Below are 17775 nucleotides of genomic sequence, written 5' to 3'. Positions count from 1 at the left end.
AAAAAAGGCAGTAATTTAAATGCCTATACGGATGAATATATCTCAGAAATCACTCAACGTTTGAATCATCGCCCAAGAAAAAGACTCGGCTTTAAAAGTCCGAGTCAGGTATTATGGCAACAACATGGTGTTGCACTTCAAATGCTAATCTAAGAAACAATAAAACCCTCTTTTTAGAGGGCTTTATTCATACATAAAAACTAGCTTAACGAAGTCGGGATAACCAGTCACCGAGGCTTTGTACAATCTGCACTAGAATCAGTAATACAATCACCGTCATGATGACTACAGAGGTATCAAAACGCTGATAACCATAAGAAATCGCTAAGTCACCAATACCACCCGCACCGACAGCACCGGCCATTGCCGTTGCACCAATCAAACTGATGGTAGCAGTAGTCAAGTTTAGAATCAGTGAGCTACGCGCTTCCGGCAGAATAAACTTAAAGATAATTTGCATTGGCGTCGCGCCCATCGCTTGGGCAGATTCGATAATACCTTCATTCACTTCAAGCAAAGATGTTTCAATCAGGCGACCAATGTATGGGCCGACATAAATGGTCAATGGAACAATCGCTGCCCATGTACCAATTGATGTGCCGACAATTAACTTGGTCAGTGGAATCACCGCAATCAGCAAGATAATAAATGGCAATGAACGTAGCGCATTCACAATCGGATTGAGACCGTGATAAATCACACGATTCGGCAGAATCCCATTCGGGCGGGTCACCAGTAGAGTAATCGCCTGAATGAAGCCCCAGATACAGCCAAACAGCATCGCGAAGAACACCATATGAAAGGTTTCTTGCAATGCTGTCACAAACTGATCTATCGACAGGGAGCTTTTCCAGAACGGCGCAGTGATCGTTGTCAGCCACTGTACAATTAAATCTCTCATGCCTGTACTCCCGCCTGATCGACTTGTACGCCGTGTTGTTCAAGGAATTTTATTGCTGCTTGAATTTCTTGTACATCACCCAGTAGCTGAATAAACATCTGGCCAATCACCGTGCCATTAATTTCGGTCATATTGGCAAACAGAATATTTAAACTGATATCAAACTGTTTAATCACCGCTTGAATCACGGTTTCCTGTGCCGAGCTACCAAGGAATTTCAGGCAATAAATACTGTTGTGATTCTGGTTTTCCAGATTATTCAGAATATTGACTGGTAAATGCTGCTGTAATACGGTCTGAATAAAATTCTTGGTCGTCGGGTGCTGGGGCTGACTGAATATTTGTAAGGTACTGCCGGTTTCAATCACATCACCTTTTTCCATCACGGCGACATAATCACACACGGTTTCAATTACATCCATTTCATGGGTAACCATAACAATGGTGATGCCTTGTTCTTCATTAATTTTTTTAAGTAGCTGTAGAACAGATTTGGTGGTTTGTGGATCAAGTGCAGAAGTCGCTTCATCACAGAGTAAAATTTTTGGATGATTGGCAAGGGCACGGGCAATACCAACACGCTGCTTTTGACCGCCAGACAATTCATCTGGAAAAGCATGACGTTTATGTTTCAGGTCAATAAAGTCTAATAATTCTTCGAGGCGTTTTTCCCGTTCTGCCTTGCTCCAGCCCAGGAGTTTCATGGGCATTTCGATATTGGCTGCTACGGTTTTGGTTTGCATTAAATTGAAATGCTGGAAAATCATGCCGATGCTGGCACGTTCTTGACGCAATGCTTTGGCATCGAGTGCGGTAAAATCTGTTCCGTTAATGATAATCCGGCCTGAGCTTGGGCGCTCAAGCAGGTTGATCAGACGGATGAGGGTGCTTTTACCGGCACCACTATAACCGATGATGCCAAAAATACTGCCGGTTGGAATCTGAAGATTAATCTGATTCAAGGCATGCAAGGTTTGACCCTTAAGCTCATACTGTTTTGAAATATCTTTAAATTCAATCATAGTGTCAAAAACTGCATCACGGATAAAAAAACAGGCAAGAAATCGTCCTTGCCTGTTCTAAAAGTCTATTATAGTACTATTTTGATTCAGTTAAATACGTCACAGGTTTGTTTACCGCAACTTTAGTACCACCAAAATGTTCATCAACATATGCTTTTACTGCTGGCGTATGATACAACGCACCTACTTTTTGCAGAACTGGATCATTTTGACGATCTGCTGCAACCGCTAATACGTTGACGTTTATTTTTGTGCTTTGATCAATCGGCTCATAGTAAATCGCATCTTTTAATACGTTTAAACCACCTTCCATTGCCAAGGTATTGCCCAGCACAATCGCATCAACTTCATCTTTTACGCGTACTGCAGTCGCCATTTGAATTGGCTTAATCACGATTTGTTTTGCATTTTCGGTCACATCAGAAGTTGTGCCTTTGACATTGTCAAAACCAGCTTTTAATTTAACCAGACCTGCTGATTGTAAAAGTAATAATGCACGCGATTCGTTTGCGCCGTCATTCGGAATGGCAATGGTCGCACCAGTTTTAAACTCGTTTAAAGATTTGACTTTGCTTGAGTAAATACCCATCGGCTCTAAATAAGTGGTAGATAGAGGTGCAATTTTGGCTGTGTTGGCATCGTTGTAAGCAACCATATAGGCATAAGACTGGAATGCATTCACATCAATTTCTTTGTTGGCTACTGCCGTGTTCATTGACACGTAGTCAGTGAAATTTTTCACATCAAGTTTGATACCGGCTGCTTTGGTTTCAGGCAGGGTCGCGATATAACGCCATACGTCTGCATCTGAACCGGTCGAAGCCATAGTTACAGTTTGAAGACCATTAGCATCTTTGCTTTGCGCTGCATCAGTGGCAGGCGCTTCCTGTTTACCACACCCAGTTAAAGTCAATACAGAGGCACTCAAGATAACGCCAAGTAACTTTTTCATGAAATTGTCCTAATTCTATTCTTGCCTAGAGTATAAGCATTTTTAAATCGTGTTAAATAAGAGTTTTATTACGATCTAAGTAGGTGGCTTGATCATTGCTAAGGAGGGCTTGAGATCAGAAGATGCAAGCGTGCAGCAACAGTTCTGATGAACTTGATCAAGTCAGAGGCAGCCCAAATCTGATGTACTTGATCTATTTTGGAGAGAGAAAATAGATATTTTATAAGTACATGGAAAGGTTTAGGGGCTCTGAAGTTGTGGATATCATAGCAATAAATCTATATTCGATATACTGGATAGAAAAGCTTTGCTTATCTCTTTAGTCGAATATAAAAAAGATCTTTTAAAGAAAATATTAATTAAAACAATATATTATTTATATTGAAAATATGGCTTTAATAGATATGTCTAAATACTGATCTTTATAAGATTTTATAAGATAGAAATATAAAAAATGCATATAGATAAATTAAAGAAAATATCTGATTTTTGGCAAATTAAGAAAATTCTATCATTAACGAGATAAATCTTTCCTTTATATTAACTAAGCTTAGTATCTGATCTTGGTCTTCTCAGGTCATGATACTACAAGCTTGTTTTAACAGAAGGGAATATACAGATAATCTGAACGCTGTTTTTCATAGAGTACGTGTCTACACAAGATATGATCGGCAGGTACAAGTGGATGATCAAACTCTCCCACTTTTTCTAAGCCAATATTTTGCATGACACGTTCTGATGGCGTGTTGACGCATGCAGTAAAAGAAATGACTTTCTCGAGGCGTAGGGTTCTAAAGGCATATTTCAGTACCGCTTTGGCTCCTTCAGTTGCATAGCCTTGGTTCCAGTATTGCGGTAACAAGCGCCAGCCAATTTCAGGGGCATCGGCAATTTTAAGCTCAGGTGGATGCACGTGTAAGCCAATAAAACCGATGAATTCGCCTGTAGCTTTGAGTTCTACGGCAAGGAGTCCCCAACCACGTGTATCAATAGCATTACGAATACGTTCAAGAAAAGCAGTTGCCTCAGCCGCATCGAGTTTTTTAGGGAAGTAGCGCATGACCTCGTCATCTGCACACATTTGGATAAATGGGGCAGTGTCGGAATCTTGCCATTGGCGTAGGATGAGGCGAGGGGTTTGAATGAATATATGCATATTAAATATTAATTTGTATGGGTGTTTTCTAACTGAGATTAAAGTAAATATTTTATAGTGTACATGAGGATGGAATTGACATAAGTGAATAGTATTTTTGGAAGATGTAATTTAATAAGCTAATCTTAATAGGCTTTTACTTATATTTAGTTGATAAGGAGTAAATATGGAGTTGCGATACAAATTTTCAGAGGATGAATTTCTCGCATTATGCCAAGAGAATCTTGGACGGGAAAAAACAACAGTTTTTGAAGATTTATATGAAGCTCTTATTCACTTTTTTAGTACTCCGGATTCAGTCTTAATAACCAACATAAAGCATAATTACCCATTTGAATACTATGATGATCACTTATCGCTGAAAGAGTATATAGACAAAGGGAAAATGATAATCCCTTATCTTCAATTTGAGCTACACAGTGATAAGGTCGCTGATCTAGAGGTTACGGACGTTAAACTACCTTCATTTATTTTATTATGTGATTTCCTGTATGGAGGAGGCGTTACAAGAAAGTACAATATCAAAAATACAAAAATGAAAACCAAAAACAAAACATCAATACAGCTTCTTTCCGTTGAATTCCCACAAGCATTGTTAACAAAGCTTAATTCACGAATGACACCACCAAAAAGTTTATTACCATCAAAATTAGGCTTTTATGAATGGCGGCAGACTTTCTATAACAAAGTGACCGGTGAAAGCTTCTTTTGCTTATGTTTTAAAGATGCAATATTTAGAGAGCAGAATGGTTTAATGGTAAGACATGCTCATCTTAAAAATGCATTAGAAAAGCAGTCATTTAAAGAATCGATTTGTCACATTTGCACTAACACAAATTCAGACTTAGTATTTGGAGGTTCTGTATTTAAAGGAAGATATGGTGCATATATTACAAAGCACTCAATACAAGAAGGTATTAGTGAAAGGGAGTCGGAAAACCATATTAGAGAGTTAAAAGGTGTAGCGCGTATAGGTGAAAGGTGGGTTAATGAAACCTTATTGTTTAACTACATCAATCTGCTATTTCCTCAATACACGGTTCAAAGAGAAGCATCACCAAGTTGGTTGAGTCGACAAAGGTTTGATGTCTATATCCCAGAGCTAAATTTAGCGATTGAGTACCAAGGGCAACAACACTATCTTGCTGTCGATCTATTCGGTGGAGAAGAAGGTTTAAAACGGACAAAGCAAAGGGATAAGGAAAAGCTTCAACTCAGTAAAGCAAATGGAGTGGAGATTATCTATTTTAGCTACAAAGATAATTTAACTGAAAAATTAGTACAAAATCGACTTAAAAATTATCTTAAAGAACCTCTATAAAAGTGTATTTTTAATCATGGATATAGATGATAAAAGCCATTATTTGAGCTATATATTAAGAAAAAACCCCGCACTTAGCGGGGTTTTTTCTTAATCCAAATTCAGATTAAGCATTTTCACGAGCAATCGCACGGTAACCAATATCTTTACGGTATTGAACGCCGTCGAATGTCACTTTTTCGCAAAGCTCTAATGCTTTTGCTTGTGCTTCACCAATCGTGTTACCAAGCGCAGTTACGCAAAGTACACGACCACCAGCAGTCACGATCTCACCATTTTCATTGGCTTTAGTACCTGCATGGAACACTTTCGCATCAGTCATTTCAGTGTCTAAGCCTGAAATTACATCGCCATTGCTTGAAGTTTCAGGGTAACCTTTAGATGCTAGTACGATACCTACAGTCTTACGCTGATCCCATTCAGCTTCCGCAGGTAAGTTACCCGCAATACCAGCTTCAACCAAATCAACTAAAGATGATTTTAAACGCATCATGATTGGTTGAGTTTCAGGGTCGCCAAAACGACAGTTAAACTCGATCACTTTTGGTTGACTTTTGTCGTCAATCATCAAGCCTGCGTATAAGAAACCTGTATAAACGTGACCATCTTTTTTCATACCTTCAACGGTAGGACGCATCACTTCATTCATGGTTTTTTCAAAAACTTCAGCTGTTACAACAGGCGCAGGAGAGTAAGCACCCATACCGCCTGTGTTTGGACCTTGGTCGCCTTCAAAAATACGCTTATGGTCTTGTGAAGTTGCCATTGGCAAGATGTTGTCGCCATCAATCATACAAATGAAAGATGCTTCTTCACCTGCAAGGAATTCTTCGATCACAACACGAGAACCTGCATCACCAAATTTGTTGCCTGCAAGCATGTCGTCAATCGCATCGAATGCTTCTTGATTGGTCATTGCAACGATTACGCCTTTACCTGCAGCAAGACCGTCAGCCTTAATCACGATTGGCGCACCATTTTTCTCAACAAATGCTTTCGCAGCATCTACTTCAGTGAACACATCATAGAATGCTGTTGGAATGTTGTGGCGTTTTAAGAAGTGCTTGGCAAAAGCCTTAGAGCCTTCAAGCTGTGCAGCAAACTGCGTTGGACCCCAAATTTTTACACCAGCTGCACGGCAAGCATCAACCACACCATTTACAAGCGGTGCTTCAGGGCCGACAATGACAAGTTCAACTGCATTGTTTTTTGCGAAATCGATAATTGCAGCATTGTCTAAAATACTTAAATTTACGTTTTCACATTTATTTTCAGTGGCTGTACCTGCGTTGCCCGGAGCAACAAAGACTTTAGCGACTTTATCGTCTTGTGCGATTTTCCATGCCAATGCATGTTCACGACCGCCATTACCCAAAACTAAAATATTCATTTAAAAAAATCCTTCTGAAATAGAATCCCCCTAAATCCCCCTTTGATAAAAGGGGGACTCCCTTCGCTCTACTATGATATAGAAAACCCTCCTTTATTAAGGAGGGCTAGGGAGGATTTAAAATTAATTAGTGACGGAAGTGACGCATACCAGTGAACACCATTGCAATACCAGCTTCGTCAGCCGCAGCAATCGTTTCTTCATCACGCATAGAACCACCCGGTTGGATAATGCATTTGATACCCGCTTTCGCAGCGTTATCAATACCATCACGGAATGGGAAGAATGCGTCAGATGCCATTACCGCACCTTCAACTACTAAGCCAGCATGTTCAGCTTTGATTGCAGCAATACGAGCTGAGTTTACACGGCTCATTTGGCCAGCGCCGACACCAATGGTTTGACGGTTTTTAGCATACACAATCGCGTTAGATTTTACGTATTTCGCTACTTTCCAAGCGAAGATCATGTCATCGATTTCTTGTTCAGTCGGCGCACGTTTGGTGACTACTTTAAGATCATCTTTAGTGATCATGCCCAAGTCTTGATCTTGAACTAACAAACCACCGTTTACACGTTTGTAGTCAAGTTGCGATTGACGCGCATCGATTGCTGGAAGTTCGCCACATACAAGTACGCGTACGTTTTTCTTCGCGCCTGTTACTTCAAGAACGCCTTCAGCAACGCTCGGTGCAATGATCACTTCAACGAATTGACGATCTACAATCGCTTGTGCAGTTGCAACGTCTAATTCACGGTTGAATGCAATGATGCCACCGAAAGCAGATTCAGGATCTGTTGCATACGCAAGATCATAAGCTGCTTGAATACCGTCTAAAGATACTGCAACGCCACATGGGTTAGCGTGTTTAACGATCACACAAGCAGGCTTCGCAAATGATTTCACACATTCAAGTGCTGCATCAGTGTCTGCAATGTTGTTGTAAGAGAGTTCTTTACCTTGAAGCTGTTTCGCTGTTGAAACAGAAGCTTCAGTCGCTGTGTCTTCTACATAGAATGCAGCAGCTTGATGCGGGTTTTCACCGTAACGAAGGTCTTGAACTTTGTTCAATTGAGTATTGAAAGTACGTGCAAACTTGTCTGCCTGACCTTCTTCTTTACCTACGCGAGCGCCTAAGTAAGAAGCGATCATGCCGTCATATTGAGCAGTATGTTCAAATGCTTTCACCGCTAGGTCGAAACGAGTTGCATGAGATAAAGCACCCTCAGCTTTAAGCTCGGCAACTACAGTTGCATAGTCAGATGCATTTACGATGATACCTACAGATGCATGGTTTTTTGCTGCAGCACGAACCATGGTAGGACCACCGATGTCGATGTTTTCGATAGCATCAGCAAGTGAACAGTTTGGTTTGGCTACCGTTGCAGCAAATGGATAAAGGTTTACAACGACTAAATCAATAGCATCAATGTTGTGTTCAGCCATCACAGCTTCGTCTAGACCACGACGAGCCAGGATACCCCCATGAATTTTTGGATGTAGTGTTTTTACACGGCCGTCCATCATCTCTGGAAAACCTGTATGCTCCGAAACTTCAACTACAGCCACATTATTGTCTTTCAACAATTTGTAGGTACCACCTGTAGATAAAATTTCTACCCCTAGAGCAGCAAGTTCTTGTGCAAATTCAACAATACCAGTCTTGTCAGACACAGAGATTAAAGCGCGTTTAATAGTCATGATCTTCGTCACAGTTTTCAAGGAACAGAATAAAACAAAATCAGCAATTTACAGGTTAAAAAAAATGCCTGCGGAAGCCGCAAGCATTTTATCATTTATTCACTCATTAAACCGTGAGCTTTTAACTTTTTACGTAAAGTACCACGGTTGAGTCCGAGAATCTCGGCAGCACGTGTTTGGTTACCACGTGTATATTCTAGAACTACAGATAGAAGAGGTTTCTCCATTTCTGCTAGCACCATGTCGTATACCTGAGATGGTTGCTCGCCCTGCAGTTGTGCAAAATAGTGGCGAACTGCGCGATCTACGTGGATACGTAAAGCAACATCAGATTGTGCAGTAAAAATAGGAGATTTGCTATTCATGCGAATTAATCCGAAAAACAAATATCACTTGGGTAAAGTGATATATAAAAGTGGTCTAGAAATTGAAATGAACTCCATTTTAGATCCTAAAACGGAAGTTCTAAAACTTAGTCATTACATTGAGCCTGTAGCTTGACACATCTCTGCGATTTGGTCGAAAAATAAGCGTAACAATAGTTAAAGTTTTGTTACTGACCAAAATCAAAACAAAAAAATCTGCACGATACGCAATAAATTTTATAGCGCATTAGGCAAGACTGTATTTGTTGTGAAAAAGTCGCGAGGAGTTGCAGCACATAGCTTTCGTGGCGCGTATCATACCATTGTCTAAGCAAAAGTGAGCAAGAAAACTGCATTTTTTTTAACTTTTTTTAATTTTTTAATGCTTTCTCAGCAGATTAGGGGCGAATTATTTCCAAAGTATAGCGATCAAAGCTTTTACGATCGACTGGAAGCTTAAATTTGAATTTAAACGGGCTGTTTTTTGGGATGCGCTGAATATTGACCAGACTTTCAATCAGGTACTCTTCGGAGGACAGGTTATAAGTTGCAATCACTTCACCGCGATGTTCCAGATTGATTCTTAAAATCGGTAAAGCCAAGCTACGGTCATGAAAGTTGATCAGCTCACCGCTAAACTCAGTTTCATTATTACCGGTTGCCTTGATTTTGACTTTATTGGCCTGAATCAGTGTGTAGTATTTTTCCAGATTGGAACAATTAAACACTTCACAGGCAGTGTTAAAGGCCAGGCTCATAACGTGACTGTTTTTGATGTATTGCGGATTGAACCAGAAAAATTGAAACAGCAGCAGGCTGAACAGTGACAGATTGAGTAAACTCCAGCCTATATAGTACATTGGCCCGCGTTTGGTTTGCTTTTCTGCCTGATCTTCCCAATTCATGCTCGGCAGAACTGAAATCGGCTCGGTACTGAAATAATTTAGGTTATTTAAATAGGTTTCCAGATCAATATTGGAATGTTCAACTTTTTGATCAAAAATCTGTAGCAAGCTATGACGATTGTGCTGCTGATCCGTGTGATAAACACCTGAGTTATTTTGAGCATTAGTTTTGCTGAATTCGCTGGAGTTTGATTGAGCGTGAGACATTGAGGCAGTGACCGAATTCCGGGTTTCGGTCACCAAATGCGATAAGGCATTAAATGAGGTGGTACATTTGGGACAGCAAACCATACCCTGCGCAATGGTGAGTTGAGCAACTGTGACCTTATAGGTGGTGGAACAGGTAGGGCAATGGGTTCTTTTGTCACTCATGGATTATTTATAGGCTCATTCGTTCTTATGGCGTTTACCCGAGATACGGCACCAGTGCTCATCTCGTTTTTCTACCTCTAATATATCAAAATAATTTGAGTAAATGCTAGTAACATCAGCAACTTGCTCTTCAATAACACCCGCAAGTGCGAACTGTCCCTCAGATTTGATTAAAGTTGCGAACTCGGGAGCCAGCATCATCAGTGGTGCTGCCAGAATATTGGCAACAAATACGTCAGCTTTGGTATTGCCGAGCTCATCTCTAAATTCTTCTGGCAGTCCGACATAAAGTTTGTCCAGTACGCCATTCAGTTCAGCGTTTTGCTGAGTCGCCAGTACAGCTTGTGGGTCGATATCAGTAGCATATGCTTTTTTCGCACCTAATAGCAGTGCAGCTACCGCGAGAATACCTGAGCCACAGCCATAATCGATGACAATTTTATCTTTCACATCAATCTTGCCGAGCCATTGTAAGCACAGGAAAGTTGAAGCGTGGTTGCCTGTTCCGAAAGCCAGACCTGGATCAAGCTTGATGTTTACCGCATCGGCATCAGGTGCTTCCATCCATTCGGGTACGATCCAGTATTTATCAGCAATCTGAATTGGCTCATAGGCATCCATCCAGGTGCGTTCCCAAGCCTGATCTTCAATCAGTTCATGACGGATCGGAGCATCTGGCATTTGTGCACGAATAAAGGTTTCTAGTGCGGTAACATCAATTTCTTCGCCTTCTTCCTGCGCATAAATACCGGTCACAATCACTTTATTCCAGAGTGGTGTTTCACCTGGAAGTGGTTCCAGCAAATCCTGGTTTTCAGCATCATCCAAAGTCACACTCACTGCGCCTAGCGAGCTGAGTAATGTCTCAGTAAAATCAACCTGAGCCTGTTCAACCGTAATATGAATTTGTAACCACTTCACAGAAATAACCTTTATACATTTTTCAAAAAGCTATTGTAACGGAAGTTCAGACTCAACGCTGCTATCTTCTTGATCCATTCCCAAAATAAAAAGGATGCCTGAGGCATCCTTTGAACAGTTCCAGAGCTTATCTAATCCAGATTCGTTAAAGGTGTTTGCGCCGGGAGTGGTGCAAGCCGGTTCAACAGACTGCCAAAAATTGCAGCAAAGATATACATAAAGATAGAATAAACCGCGGCTGGCATCGCCACAGCAGCACTGCCAATCACGGTCAGGGCAATGGTCATGGCGAGGGTGCTGTTATGAATGCCAATTTCAAATGCACTGGCACGGGCTTGAGCGCTATTAATATTCAGTAGTCGCGGAATCAGATAACCAATACTCAGGCTCAGGATGCAGAACAAGGCAGTCGCCAGACCCACCTGGGTCAAGTATTCACCGATATTGCTGCGCTCTTTGATGAGTGTGGCAATAATAATCAGCACCAAAAAGCCAATCGAAAAAATCCGCAGCGGCCGATTCAGTTTTGCGGTCACGCCTGGTGCATAGCGCCGAATCAACATGCCAATTCCCACCGGAATCAGGATGATCGCAAAGACTTGCAGAATCTTGCCGAATTGCAGGCCAACTTGCTGGCTATCCTGCATAAAATGCATGATCGAAAAATTAATAATTAAAGGTAAGGTAATTGCTGCGATGACTGAGTTGATAGCAGTCAAAGTGATATTGAGGGCTAAGTCACCTTTAAACAGATAGCTAAACAGGTTGGCCGTTGCACCCCCGGGCGAAGCCGCCAGGAGCATCAACCCGACCGAGAGCAATGGGGTTAAAGCGAATAGTTTGCAAAGCAAAAAGGCAATGCCAACCAGAACAACCAGTTGGCAGAACAATGCTATAAATACGGCTTTGGGGTGGCGAGTGACACGGCTAAAGTCCCGAGGCGTCAGTTCAAGGCCCAGTCCCATCATGATGATTGCAAGTGCCAGCGGCAGTAATATCGTTATAAGGCCAGAATCCATCTGTATGCTCCTTGTCGAAAATTGTTTTAATACTTCTGATTTTCTTTAGAAAAGCATACGGCCTTATAGCAGAATCAGCCAAATAAATTACAAATCTGATAAACGACTTTTATTACTATATACCACTTGCTGGCGGCTAATCAGCACACCGAAAATGGTCGCGAAACTGTACATGAAAATTGTATAAATGCCTGCTGGAATGGCCATCGTGACATTATTCAGAACCGAAATCGCAATGGTTAGGGCAATGGCTGTGTTATGAATGCCGATTTCAAAGGTACAGGCGCGTGCCATTTTCTCAGGAATGCCCATGAGTAGAGGGATGCAATAGCCAATAAACAGGCTGGAAAAACATAAAATCGCAGTTGCTGTACCAATATTGGCAAAGTATTCGACCAAATTCGAACGTTCTCTGAAAATGGCGAATATGAATAGGATGGTTAGAAAACCGATAGAGAGTAAGCGCATGGGCCTGCTGACAGTAATCGACAGGTTTGGAAATTTGGCCCGAAGCAGCATACCCATGATCACGGGAATCAAGGTAATTAAAAACACCTGCACAATCTTTTCAACTGGAAAAGTCACGTTTGAGTCATGACTCATAAAGTAGTGTAAGGATAGATTGATAATAAAGGGCAGGGTAAAAATAGAGATGATGGTATTAATGGCGGTTAGAGTAATATTCAGTGCCACATCACCTTTATATATGTAGCTAAACAGGTTCGCGGTTGGGCCGCCAGGTGAGGCGGCTAGCAACATCAGACCTACAGCAAGCAAAGCGGGCAAGTCCAAAATCAGACAAATAAAAAAAGCAACGCTGGGTAATAGGACTAACTGCGCAAATAAAGTAATAAAAATGACTTTAGGATAGCGACTTAAGCGCAGGAAATCTTTGATGGTGAGTTCTAGCCCCAGCCCCATCATCATGATTGCCAATGTAATTGGCAAAAAAACGCTAAAAAACCCCGAATCCATGAATTTGCCTTTTTATTATACATTTATAGATATATTTTGAGTTTAGCCTAGATGAATAAATAAGCAATAAAAAACGGGCAAAATGCAGTCACTTTGCCCGTCAAAGCTTTTACTTGAAATCTAAACTATTTAGATATATATCGGCTACATACCTGGCTGGCCTTGCATTGGTGAGTCAGGCTGTGCTGGCTGGTTCATCTGATGCTCTGCATTGGTTGGCTTTGCATCGGTGGCTGCATTGGCTGACTTTGCATCTGAGATTGTCCCTGAGGGCGTGGTGGCATAAAGCCTAATGCACATTTACCTTTGACTTCGGCACCATTAATGGTGGCAGTGGTTGCACCACTGTTGCCGCTACAAGTACTCATGAGTTCGGCTTCATCGCCTTTGATTGAAGCGTTTTTGGATGAAGCGAAAAACTGCGGTTCACAGGTACCATTCCAGATAATGCCGCGATGGGCAAAACTGACTTGTGCACCTTGGGATTTGCCTTTACAAACCTGTTGGTACTTTTGTGCATTATAAATGGTTTCGACCTTATCATTCGCTGATGCAGCAAATGGCGCAAAACATAAACCACATAGAACGGTTGAGAGGAAAATATTCTTATTCATCTTTTATACCTTTGTTTGTAATGTAACCAACATATAGATTAAAAAATGCGCGAGATTAAACAATGCAAATCGAGTAAATTTCTCAGCTTATATGTTTAATTTATATAGTTCCTCTGCAAAGTTAAATTACAGTGCTTTATTGTTATGCGAGTTAAGTGCGATTTATCTCAGGATAAATTCAACTGAATTTGTCTACTTTAGAGTGAAATTTGCTATAATGCTCAGCTATTCTTTTTTATCTCTCAATTACCACTATGCATTATCCTAAAGTATACGATGTCATTGTTATCGGTGGCGGTCACGCCGGTACGGAAGCGGCTCTGGCTGCAGCGCGTATGGGTCGACAGACTTTACTCTTAACTCATAACATTGAGACTTTAGGGCAGATGAGCTGTAACCCGGCCATCGGTGGTATTGGTAAATCGCATTTGGTGCGTGAAATTGATGCCTTGGGCGGTGCGATGGCACTGGCTGCCGATAAAGGCGGTATTCAATTCCGTATTTTGAACTCGCGTAAAGGTGCTGCAGTACGTGCAACACGTGCGCAGGCGGACCGTGTACGTTATAAGGCGGCTATTCGCGAAACATTAGAAAACCAAGCAAACCTTGATATTTTTCAGCAAGCCGCAGATGACCTGATTGTTGAAGGCGATACCGTTAAAGGTGTGGTTACCCAAATGGGTATCCGTTTTGATGCGAAAACTGTGGTGCTGACAGCAGGTACATTCTTAGGTGGTGTCATCCACGTTGGTCTGGAGAAATCTAGCGGTGGTCGTGCTGGTGATCCGCCATCTATTTCACTTGCACATCGTTTGCGTGAATTAAACTTGCCAGTAGGTCGTTTAAAAACAGGTACACCACCACGTATTGACGCGCGTTCAGTGGATTTCTCTGTGATGACACCACAGCCGGGTGATTTCCCATCTCCGACCATGTCATTCATGGGGGATGTGTCTATGCATCCTGAGCAGGTAAATTGCTATATCACGCATACCAATGAACGCACGCATGAAATCATTCGTGGCGGTTTAGACCGTTCACCGATGTACACGGGTGTGATCGAAGGTGTTGGACCACGTTATTGCCCATCGATTGAAGATAAGATTCACCGTTTTGCCGATAAAGATTCTCACCAAGTCTTCTTGGAGCCTGAAGGCTTGGATACACATGAGCTTTATCCAAATGGTATTTCGACTTCTTTACCGTTCGACGTTCAGTTTGAACTGGTTCGCTCGATCCGTGGTATGGAAAATGCGCACATTCTTCGTCCGGGCTATGCCATTGAATACGATTACTTCAACCCACAAGCGTTAAAGTTCACGCTTGAGACTAAAGCCATCAATAACCTGTACTTCGCGGGTCAAATTAATGGTACTACCGGTTATGAAGAAGCGGGTGCACAGGGTTTGCTTGCAGGCTTGAACGCAGCACGTCGTGCTTGGGATCAGGAACAGTGGACACCAAAACGTGATGAAGCGTACATGGGCGTTCTGGTTGATGACCTGATCACATTGGGTACCAAAGAACCGTACCGCATGTTTACCTCACGTGCCGAATACCGTTTGATGCTGCGTGAAGATAACGCAGATCAGCGTTTAACCGCAATTGGTCGTGAAATGGGTCTGGTGGATGATGCACGTTGGGCAGTGTACTGTGAGAAAATGGAAGCAGTAGAAAAAGAAACGGGTCGTTTACAACACCTGTGGGCTGCACCAAACAATCCAATGGGCAAGAAATTCGTTGAGATGACCGGTGCAGACCTGTCTAAAGAATGTTCGGCGATCGATTTGTTGAAACGTCCAAATATTTCATTTGCTCAAATTGCAGAGTTAACCAATTCTGAAGTATCACCATTTGTCGGTGAGCAAATTGAAATTGCAGTGAAATATGCGGGTTATATTAACCGTCAGCATGAAGACGTGGCACAAATGAAACGTCTGGAAGAAACCCGTATTCCTGCGGATTTTGATTATGACATCGTGTCGGGTCTGTCCCGTGAAATTACTCTGAAACTGAAAGATGTTCGTCCTGAAACATTGGCGCAAGCCAGTCGTATTCCGGGTGTAACGCCTGCAGCAGTTCAACTGGTGATGATTACAATTCGTAAGAATGCACAAGCAAAGAAATCTGCTTAAGATTTTGAGCTAGAAAAGCCCGCGTTAAGCGGGCTTTTTTATAGGAAAATTTTCTGGATAAGCTTTGACTATGGTTTGATTGTAAAAAACTACTATTAAAATAAGTTATTGATAAATTTAAACAATAAAAATAATTAATATTTAAAAACTCTGTCTGTGCAAGCTTTTAAGTCTAATTTGGCTATTGCTGGGTTTGAATGGATAGCTTAAACCCGACTATTGTCGTGCTATTTCTCTATCAAGATTAGGTTAAGAATAATGCAACGGATCGTCAGACTATCAAACGGTTTGTGAATTATTGATGGAGATCAGTCATGGCACAGTCATACAGCGAAAAAGCCCAAAAAATATTAACGATATTCTTATGTTTCTGGGTCGCATTTTTTGAAGGTTTTGACCTTCAAGCTCCCGGGATTGCGGCGAAAGGAATTGCAGCAAGCTTTGGTTTAGATCAAATCCAAATGGGCTATGTATTTAGTCTGGGTGTCTTTGGAATGCTGTTTGGCGCATTCTTTGGCGGACGTATTGCAGATTATCTAGGACAAAAGAAAGTCCTAATGCTTTCTGTGACTATTTTTGGTCTGTTCATGTCGTTGACTGCAATTGCGCCAAGCATCGAAGTTTTATATGCAGCGCGTTTCTTTGCTGGTTTGGGTTTAGGTGCGGCAATGCCAACCATGATTTCAGTCGTCGGTGATGAAGCAACGGAAGCCAACCGTGGCAAGCTAAATAGTCTGATGTATTGTGGTTTGCCGGTAGGGGCGATCTTTGTTGCCGGTCTGGCCATGCTGCTTCCGGATATTCAATGGCAAACCTTATTCCTGATTGGGGGATTAACGCCTTTGGTATTGCTTCCATTGATGGCGTTTATTCTTAAAGATAAGCCTAAAATGAATGCGGAAGCGCCGGTTTCTGGCGAAGCTGTACCGGGAATGGCTGAAGTTTTGTTCAAGCAGCGACAGTATAGAAATACATTACCTCTTTGGGTTGGTTTCTTTTTTACCCTCATGATCAATTATATTTTGATCAGCTGGTTGCCTAACTTGCTTATGGAACAAGGTTTGCAGAAACAACAGGCATTTCTGGTGATGTTGGTGTTCCAGGTGGGCGCGGTTATTGGAACCCTGAGCCTAGGTTATTTACTGGATCGTTTAAAGCTTTGGCAAATGGCGACCATCATTTATAGTGGCTTGTTTGTTGCCTTGGTATTGTTATTCACCACAACTTCTATTCCGTTATTAATTTTGGCGGGAGTCATGGGTGGCATTTTCTCTACGGGTGGTCAATCTATTCTATATGGGATCTCACCGATTTTTTACTCAGGCGCAGGCAAAGTGACAGGCGTGGGCAGTGCGATCTCTTTAGGGCGTTTAGGGGCGATGACTGGACCATTATTAACTGGAAAAATTCTGGCATTAGGTTTGGGCACCACAGGTATTCTTGTGGCAAGTTTACCAGCAGTGGTCGTATCGGCAGTAGCCGTCACTGCACTATCACGTTATAAGGCTGCTCATAAGTAATTAATCATTGAGATCTATCAATACAAAAAGGGAATCTGAAAATTCCCTTTTTTATCGTCGAGACTTTTAATTGAATAAAGTCAGTCCATAAAATTTGCTAAAATATACGAATAGCAAACAGATTGATTTTTATATGGCTTATCAACTTATTCCACTCTCGATTCAGGCCACTGATAATATTGCCTGTCCACATTGTCAGCACAACGTGATTGATTGGGCAGAAGAGCAATATGTGCAACCTTGTGAGCATACCCTGTTTATTGCCATGGATATCGGCTTTGAATATATGACCGATGAATTCGAGCACAGCATGCCGCGTTCTGTAGATGATCTGCATGCCAATGATGATCAGGTGAATATGCTGGATGAAATCACCCAGGCGACTTATCCAGATTATCTGATATATAAGTCTGATCTGGGCATAGATGGGTATTTCCGCTATGTGGGTTTTACTGCATAAATCATCATCAATAAAAAAGCGCCAATCGGCGCTTTTTTATATGGA

At 41.7% G+C, this 17775-nt stretch carries 16 protein-coding genes and 1 pseudogene; 5 read left to right on the top strand and 12 right to left on the bottom strand.

What is annotated here, in order from left to right:
* Positions 1–153, top strand: a pseudogene (locus BFN00_RS16345) (IS30 family transposase); the annotation flags it as partial.
* Positions 154–205: 52 nt separating this feature from the next.
* Here the strand turns inward: BFN00_RS16345 and BFN00_RS13960 are convergent.
* The 4 genes from BFN00_RS13960 to BFN00_RS13945 all read right to left on the bottom strand — a co-directional run bounded on the left by BFN00_RS13960 (position 206) and on the right by BFN00_RS13945 (position 4031).
* Positions 206–901, bottom strand: coding sequence for a methionine ABC transporter permease (locus BFN00_RS13960; RefSeq protein WP_004279923.1), 696 nt, complete (start codon positions 899–901; stop codon positions 206–208).
* Complete coding sequence (locus BFN00_RS13955) at positions 898–1923, bottom strand: methionine ABC transporter ATP-binding protein (RefSeq protein ID WP_071852172.1); 1026 nt, start codon at positions 1921–1923, stop codon at positions 898–900. Before BFN00_RS13955 ends, BFN00_RS13960 begins: the two co-directional genes overlap by 4 nt.
* Before the next feature lie 76 nt (positions 1924–1999).
* Entirely contained in the window at positions 2000–2875 is an 876-nt protein-coding gene (locus BFN00_RS13950) for a MetQ/NlpA family ABC transporter substrate-binding protein (RefSeq protein ID WP_071852171.1), read from the bottom strand.
* Positions 2876–3473: 598 nt separating this feature from the next.
* Positions 3474–4031 (bottom strand): GNAT family N-acetyltransferase, encoded by a 558-nt coding sequence (locus BFN00_RS13945; protein WP_071852170.1) that lies wholly within the window; start codon positions 4029–4031, stop codon positions 3474–3476.
* 166 nt (positions 4032–4197) lie between these two features.
* Between BFN00_RS13945 and BFN00_RS13940 the strand changes: the two genes are divergently transcribed.
* Positions 4198–5352 carry a PDDEXK family nuclease gene (locus BFN00_RS13940; protein WP_071852169.1) on the top strand — a complete coding sequence of 385 codons (1155 nt, stop codon included), beginning with the start codon at positions 4198–4200 and terminating at the stop codon, positions 5350–5352.
* 106 nt (positions 5353–5458) lie between these two features.
* Here the strand turns inward: BFN00_RS13940 and purD are convergent, their stop codons facing one another.
* The 8 genes from purD to BFN00_RS13900 all read right to left on the bottom strand — a co-directional run bounded on the left by purD (position 5459) and on the right by BFN00_RS13900 (position 13615).
* A complete protein-coding gene (purD, locus tag BFN00_RS13935; protein WP_071852168.1) occupies positions 5459–6742 on the bottom strand; it encodes a phosphoribosylamine--glycine ligase in 1284 nt (427 codons plus the stop codon).
* Positions 6743–6869: 127 nt separating this feature from the next.
* On the bottom strand, positions 6870–8444 hold the full coding sequence (purH, locus tag BFN00_RS13930) for a bifunctional phosphoribosylaminoimidazolecarboxamide formyltransferase/IMP cyclohydrolase (RefSeq protein ID WP_004646700.1): 1575 nt from the start codon (positions 8442–8444) through the stop codon (positions 6870–6872).
* Positions 8445–8539: 95 nt separating this feature from the next.
* Positions 8540–8809, bottom strand: coding sequence for a DNA-binding transcriptional regulator Fis (gene fis, locus BFN00_RS13925; RefSeq protein WP_001086304.1), 270 nt, complete (start codon positions 8807–8809; stop codon positions 8540–8542).
* 398 nt (positions 8810–9207) lie between these two features.
* Entirely contained in the window at positions 9208–10086 is an 879-nt protein-coding gene (locus tag BFN00_RS13920) for an MJ0042-type zinc finger domain-containing protein (RefSeq protein WP_071852167.1), read from the bottom strand.
* Between the two features lie 15 nt (positions 10087–10101).
* A complete protein-coding gene (gene prmA, locus BFN00_RS13915; protein WP_004646702.1) occupies positions 10102–11007 on the bottom strand; it encodes a 50S ribosomal protein L11 methyltransferase in 906 nt (301 codons plus the stop codon).
* Positions 11008–11138: 131 nt separating this feature from the next.
* Positions 11139–12026 (bottom strand): bile acid:sodium symporter family protein, encoded by an 888-nt coding sequence (locus BFN00_RS13910; protein ID WP_071852166.1) that lies wholly within the window; start codon positions 12024–12026, stop codon positions 11139–11141.
* 87 nt (positions 12027–12113) lie between these two features.
* Entirely contained in the window at positions 12114–13001 is an 888-nt protein-coding gene (locus tag BFN00_RS13905) for a bile acid:sodium symporter family protein (RefSeq protein WP_071852165.1), read from the bottom strand.
* A 194-nt stretch (positions 13002–13195) separates the two neighbouring features.
* Positions 13196–13615, bottom strand: a complete 420-nt coding sequence (locus BFN00_RS13900) for a hypothetical protein (RefSeq protein WP_071852164.1) — start codon at positions 13613–13615, stop codon at positions 13196–13198.
* A 254-nt stretch (positions 13616–13869) separates the two neighbouring features.
* On the opposite strand from BFN00_RS13900, the gene mnmG reads away from it, so the two are divergent.
* The 3 genes from mnmG (at position 13870) to BFN00_RS13885 (ending at position 17730) form a co-directional block, all read left to right on the top strand.
* Positions 13870–15750: a tRNA uridine-5-carboxymethylaminomethyl(34) synthesis enzyme MnmG gene (mnmG, locus tag BFN00_RS13895; RefSeq protein ID WP_004279892.1), complete on the top strand. Its 1881-nt coding sequence runs from the start codon at positions 13870–13872 to the stop codon at positions 15748–15750.
* Positions 15751–16064: 314 nt separating this feature from the next.
* Entirely contained in the window at positions 16065–17270 is a 1206-nt protein-coding gene (mhpT, locus tag BFN00_RS13890; protein ID WP_071852163.1) for a 3-(3-hydroxy-phenyl)propionate transporter MhpT, read from the top strand.
* A 133-nt stretch (positions 17271–17403) separates the two neighbouring features.
* Positions 17404–17730, top strand: a complete 327-nt coding sequence (locus BFN00_RS13885) for a hypothetical protein (RefSeq protein WP_005100855.1) — start codon at positions 17404–17406, stop codon at positions 17728–17730.
* Positions 17731–17775: the final 45 nt, after the last annotated feature.

Origin of the sequence: Acinetobacter sp. AR2-3, assembly GCF_001878775.1 — a bacterium.
GTDB lineage: Bacteria > Pseudomonadota > Gammaproteobacteria > Pseudomonadales > Moraxellaceae > Acinetobacter > Acinetobacter lwoffii_D.
This window is presented reverse-complemented; position numbering and strand designations above follow the sequence as displayed.

Bases quoted from the DNA above. Each gene is read 5' to 3' on its own strand.
- BFN00_RS13960 (WP_004279923.1), bottom strand. From the start codon at position 901: ATGAGAGATTTAATTGTACAGTGGCTGACAACGATCACTGCGCCGTTC.
- BFN00_RS13955 (WP_071852172.1), bottom strand. From the start codon at position 1,923: ATGATTGAATTTAAAGATATTTCAAAACAGTATGAGCTTAAGGGTCAA.
- BFN00_RS13950 (WP_071852171.1), bottom strand. From the start codon at position 2,875: ATGAAAAAGTTACTTGGCGTTATCTTGAGTGCCTCTGTATTGACTTTA.
- BFN00_RS13945 (WP_071852170.1), bottom strand. From the start codon at position 4,031: ATGCATATATTCATTCAAACCCCTCGCCTCATCCTACGCCAATGGCAA.
- BFN00_RS13940 (WP_071852169.1), top strand. From the start codon at position 4,198: ATGGAGTTGCGATACAAATTTTCAGAGGATGAATTTCTCGCATTATGC.
- purD (WP_071852168.1), bottom strand. From the start codon at position 6,742: ATGAATATTTTAGTTTTGGGTAATGGCGGTCGTGAACATGCATTGGCA.
- purH (WP_004646700.1), bottom strand. From the start codon at position 8,444: ATGACTATTAAACGCGCTTTAATCTCTGTGTCTGACAAGACTGGTATT.
- fis (WP_001086304.1), bottom strand. From the start codon at position 8,809: ATGAATAGCAAATCTCCTATTTTTACTGCACAATCTGATGTTGCTTTA.
- BFN00_RS13920 (WP_071852167.1), bottom strand. From the start codon at position 10,086: ATGAGTGACAAAAGAACCCATTGCCCTACCTGTTCCACCACCTATAAG.
- BFN00_RS13910 (WP_071852166.1), bottom strand. From the start codon at position 12,026: ATGGATTCTGGCCTTATAACGATATTACTGCCGCTGGCACTTGCAATC.
- BFN00_RS13905 (WP_071852165.1), bottom strand. From the start codon at position 13,001: ATGGATTCGGGGTTTTTTAGCGTTTTTTTGCCAATTACATTGGCAATC.
- BFN00_RS13900 (WP_071852164.1), bottom strand. From the start codon at position 13,615: ATGAATAAGAATATTTTCCTCTCAACCGTTCTATGTGGTTTATGTTTT.
- mnmG (WP_004279892.1), top strand. From the start codon at position 13,870: ATGCATTATCCTAAAGTATACGATGTCATTGTTATCGGTGGCGGTCAC.
- mhpT (WP_071852163.1), top strand. From the start codon at position 16,065: ATGGCACAGTCATACAGCGAAAAAGCCCAAAAAATATTAACGATATTC.
- BFN00_RS13885 (WP_005100855.1), top strand. From the start codon at position 17,404: ATGGCTTATCAACTTATTCCACTCTCGATTCAGGCCACTGATAATATT.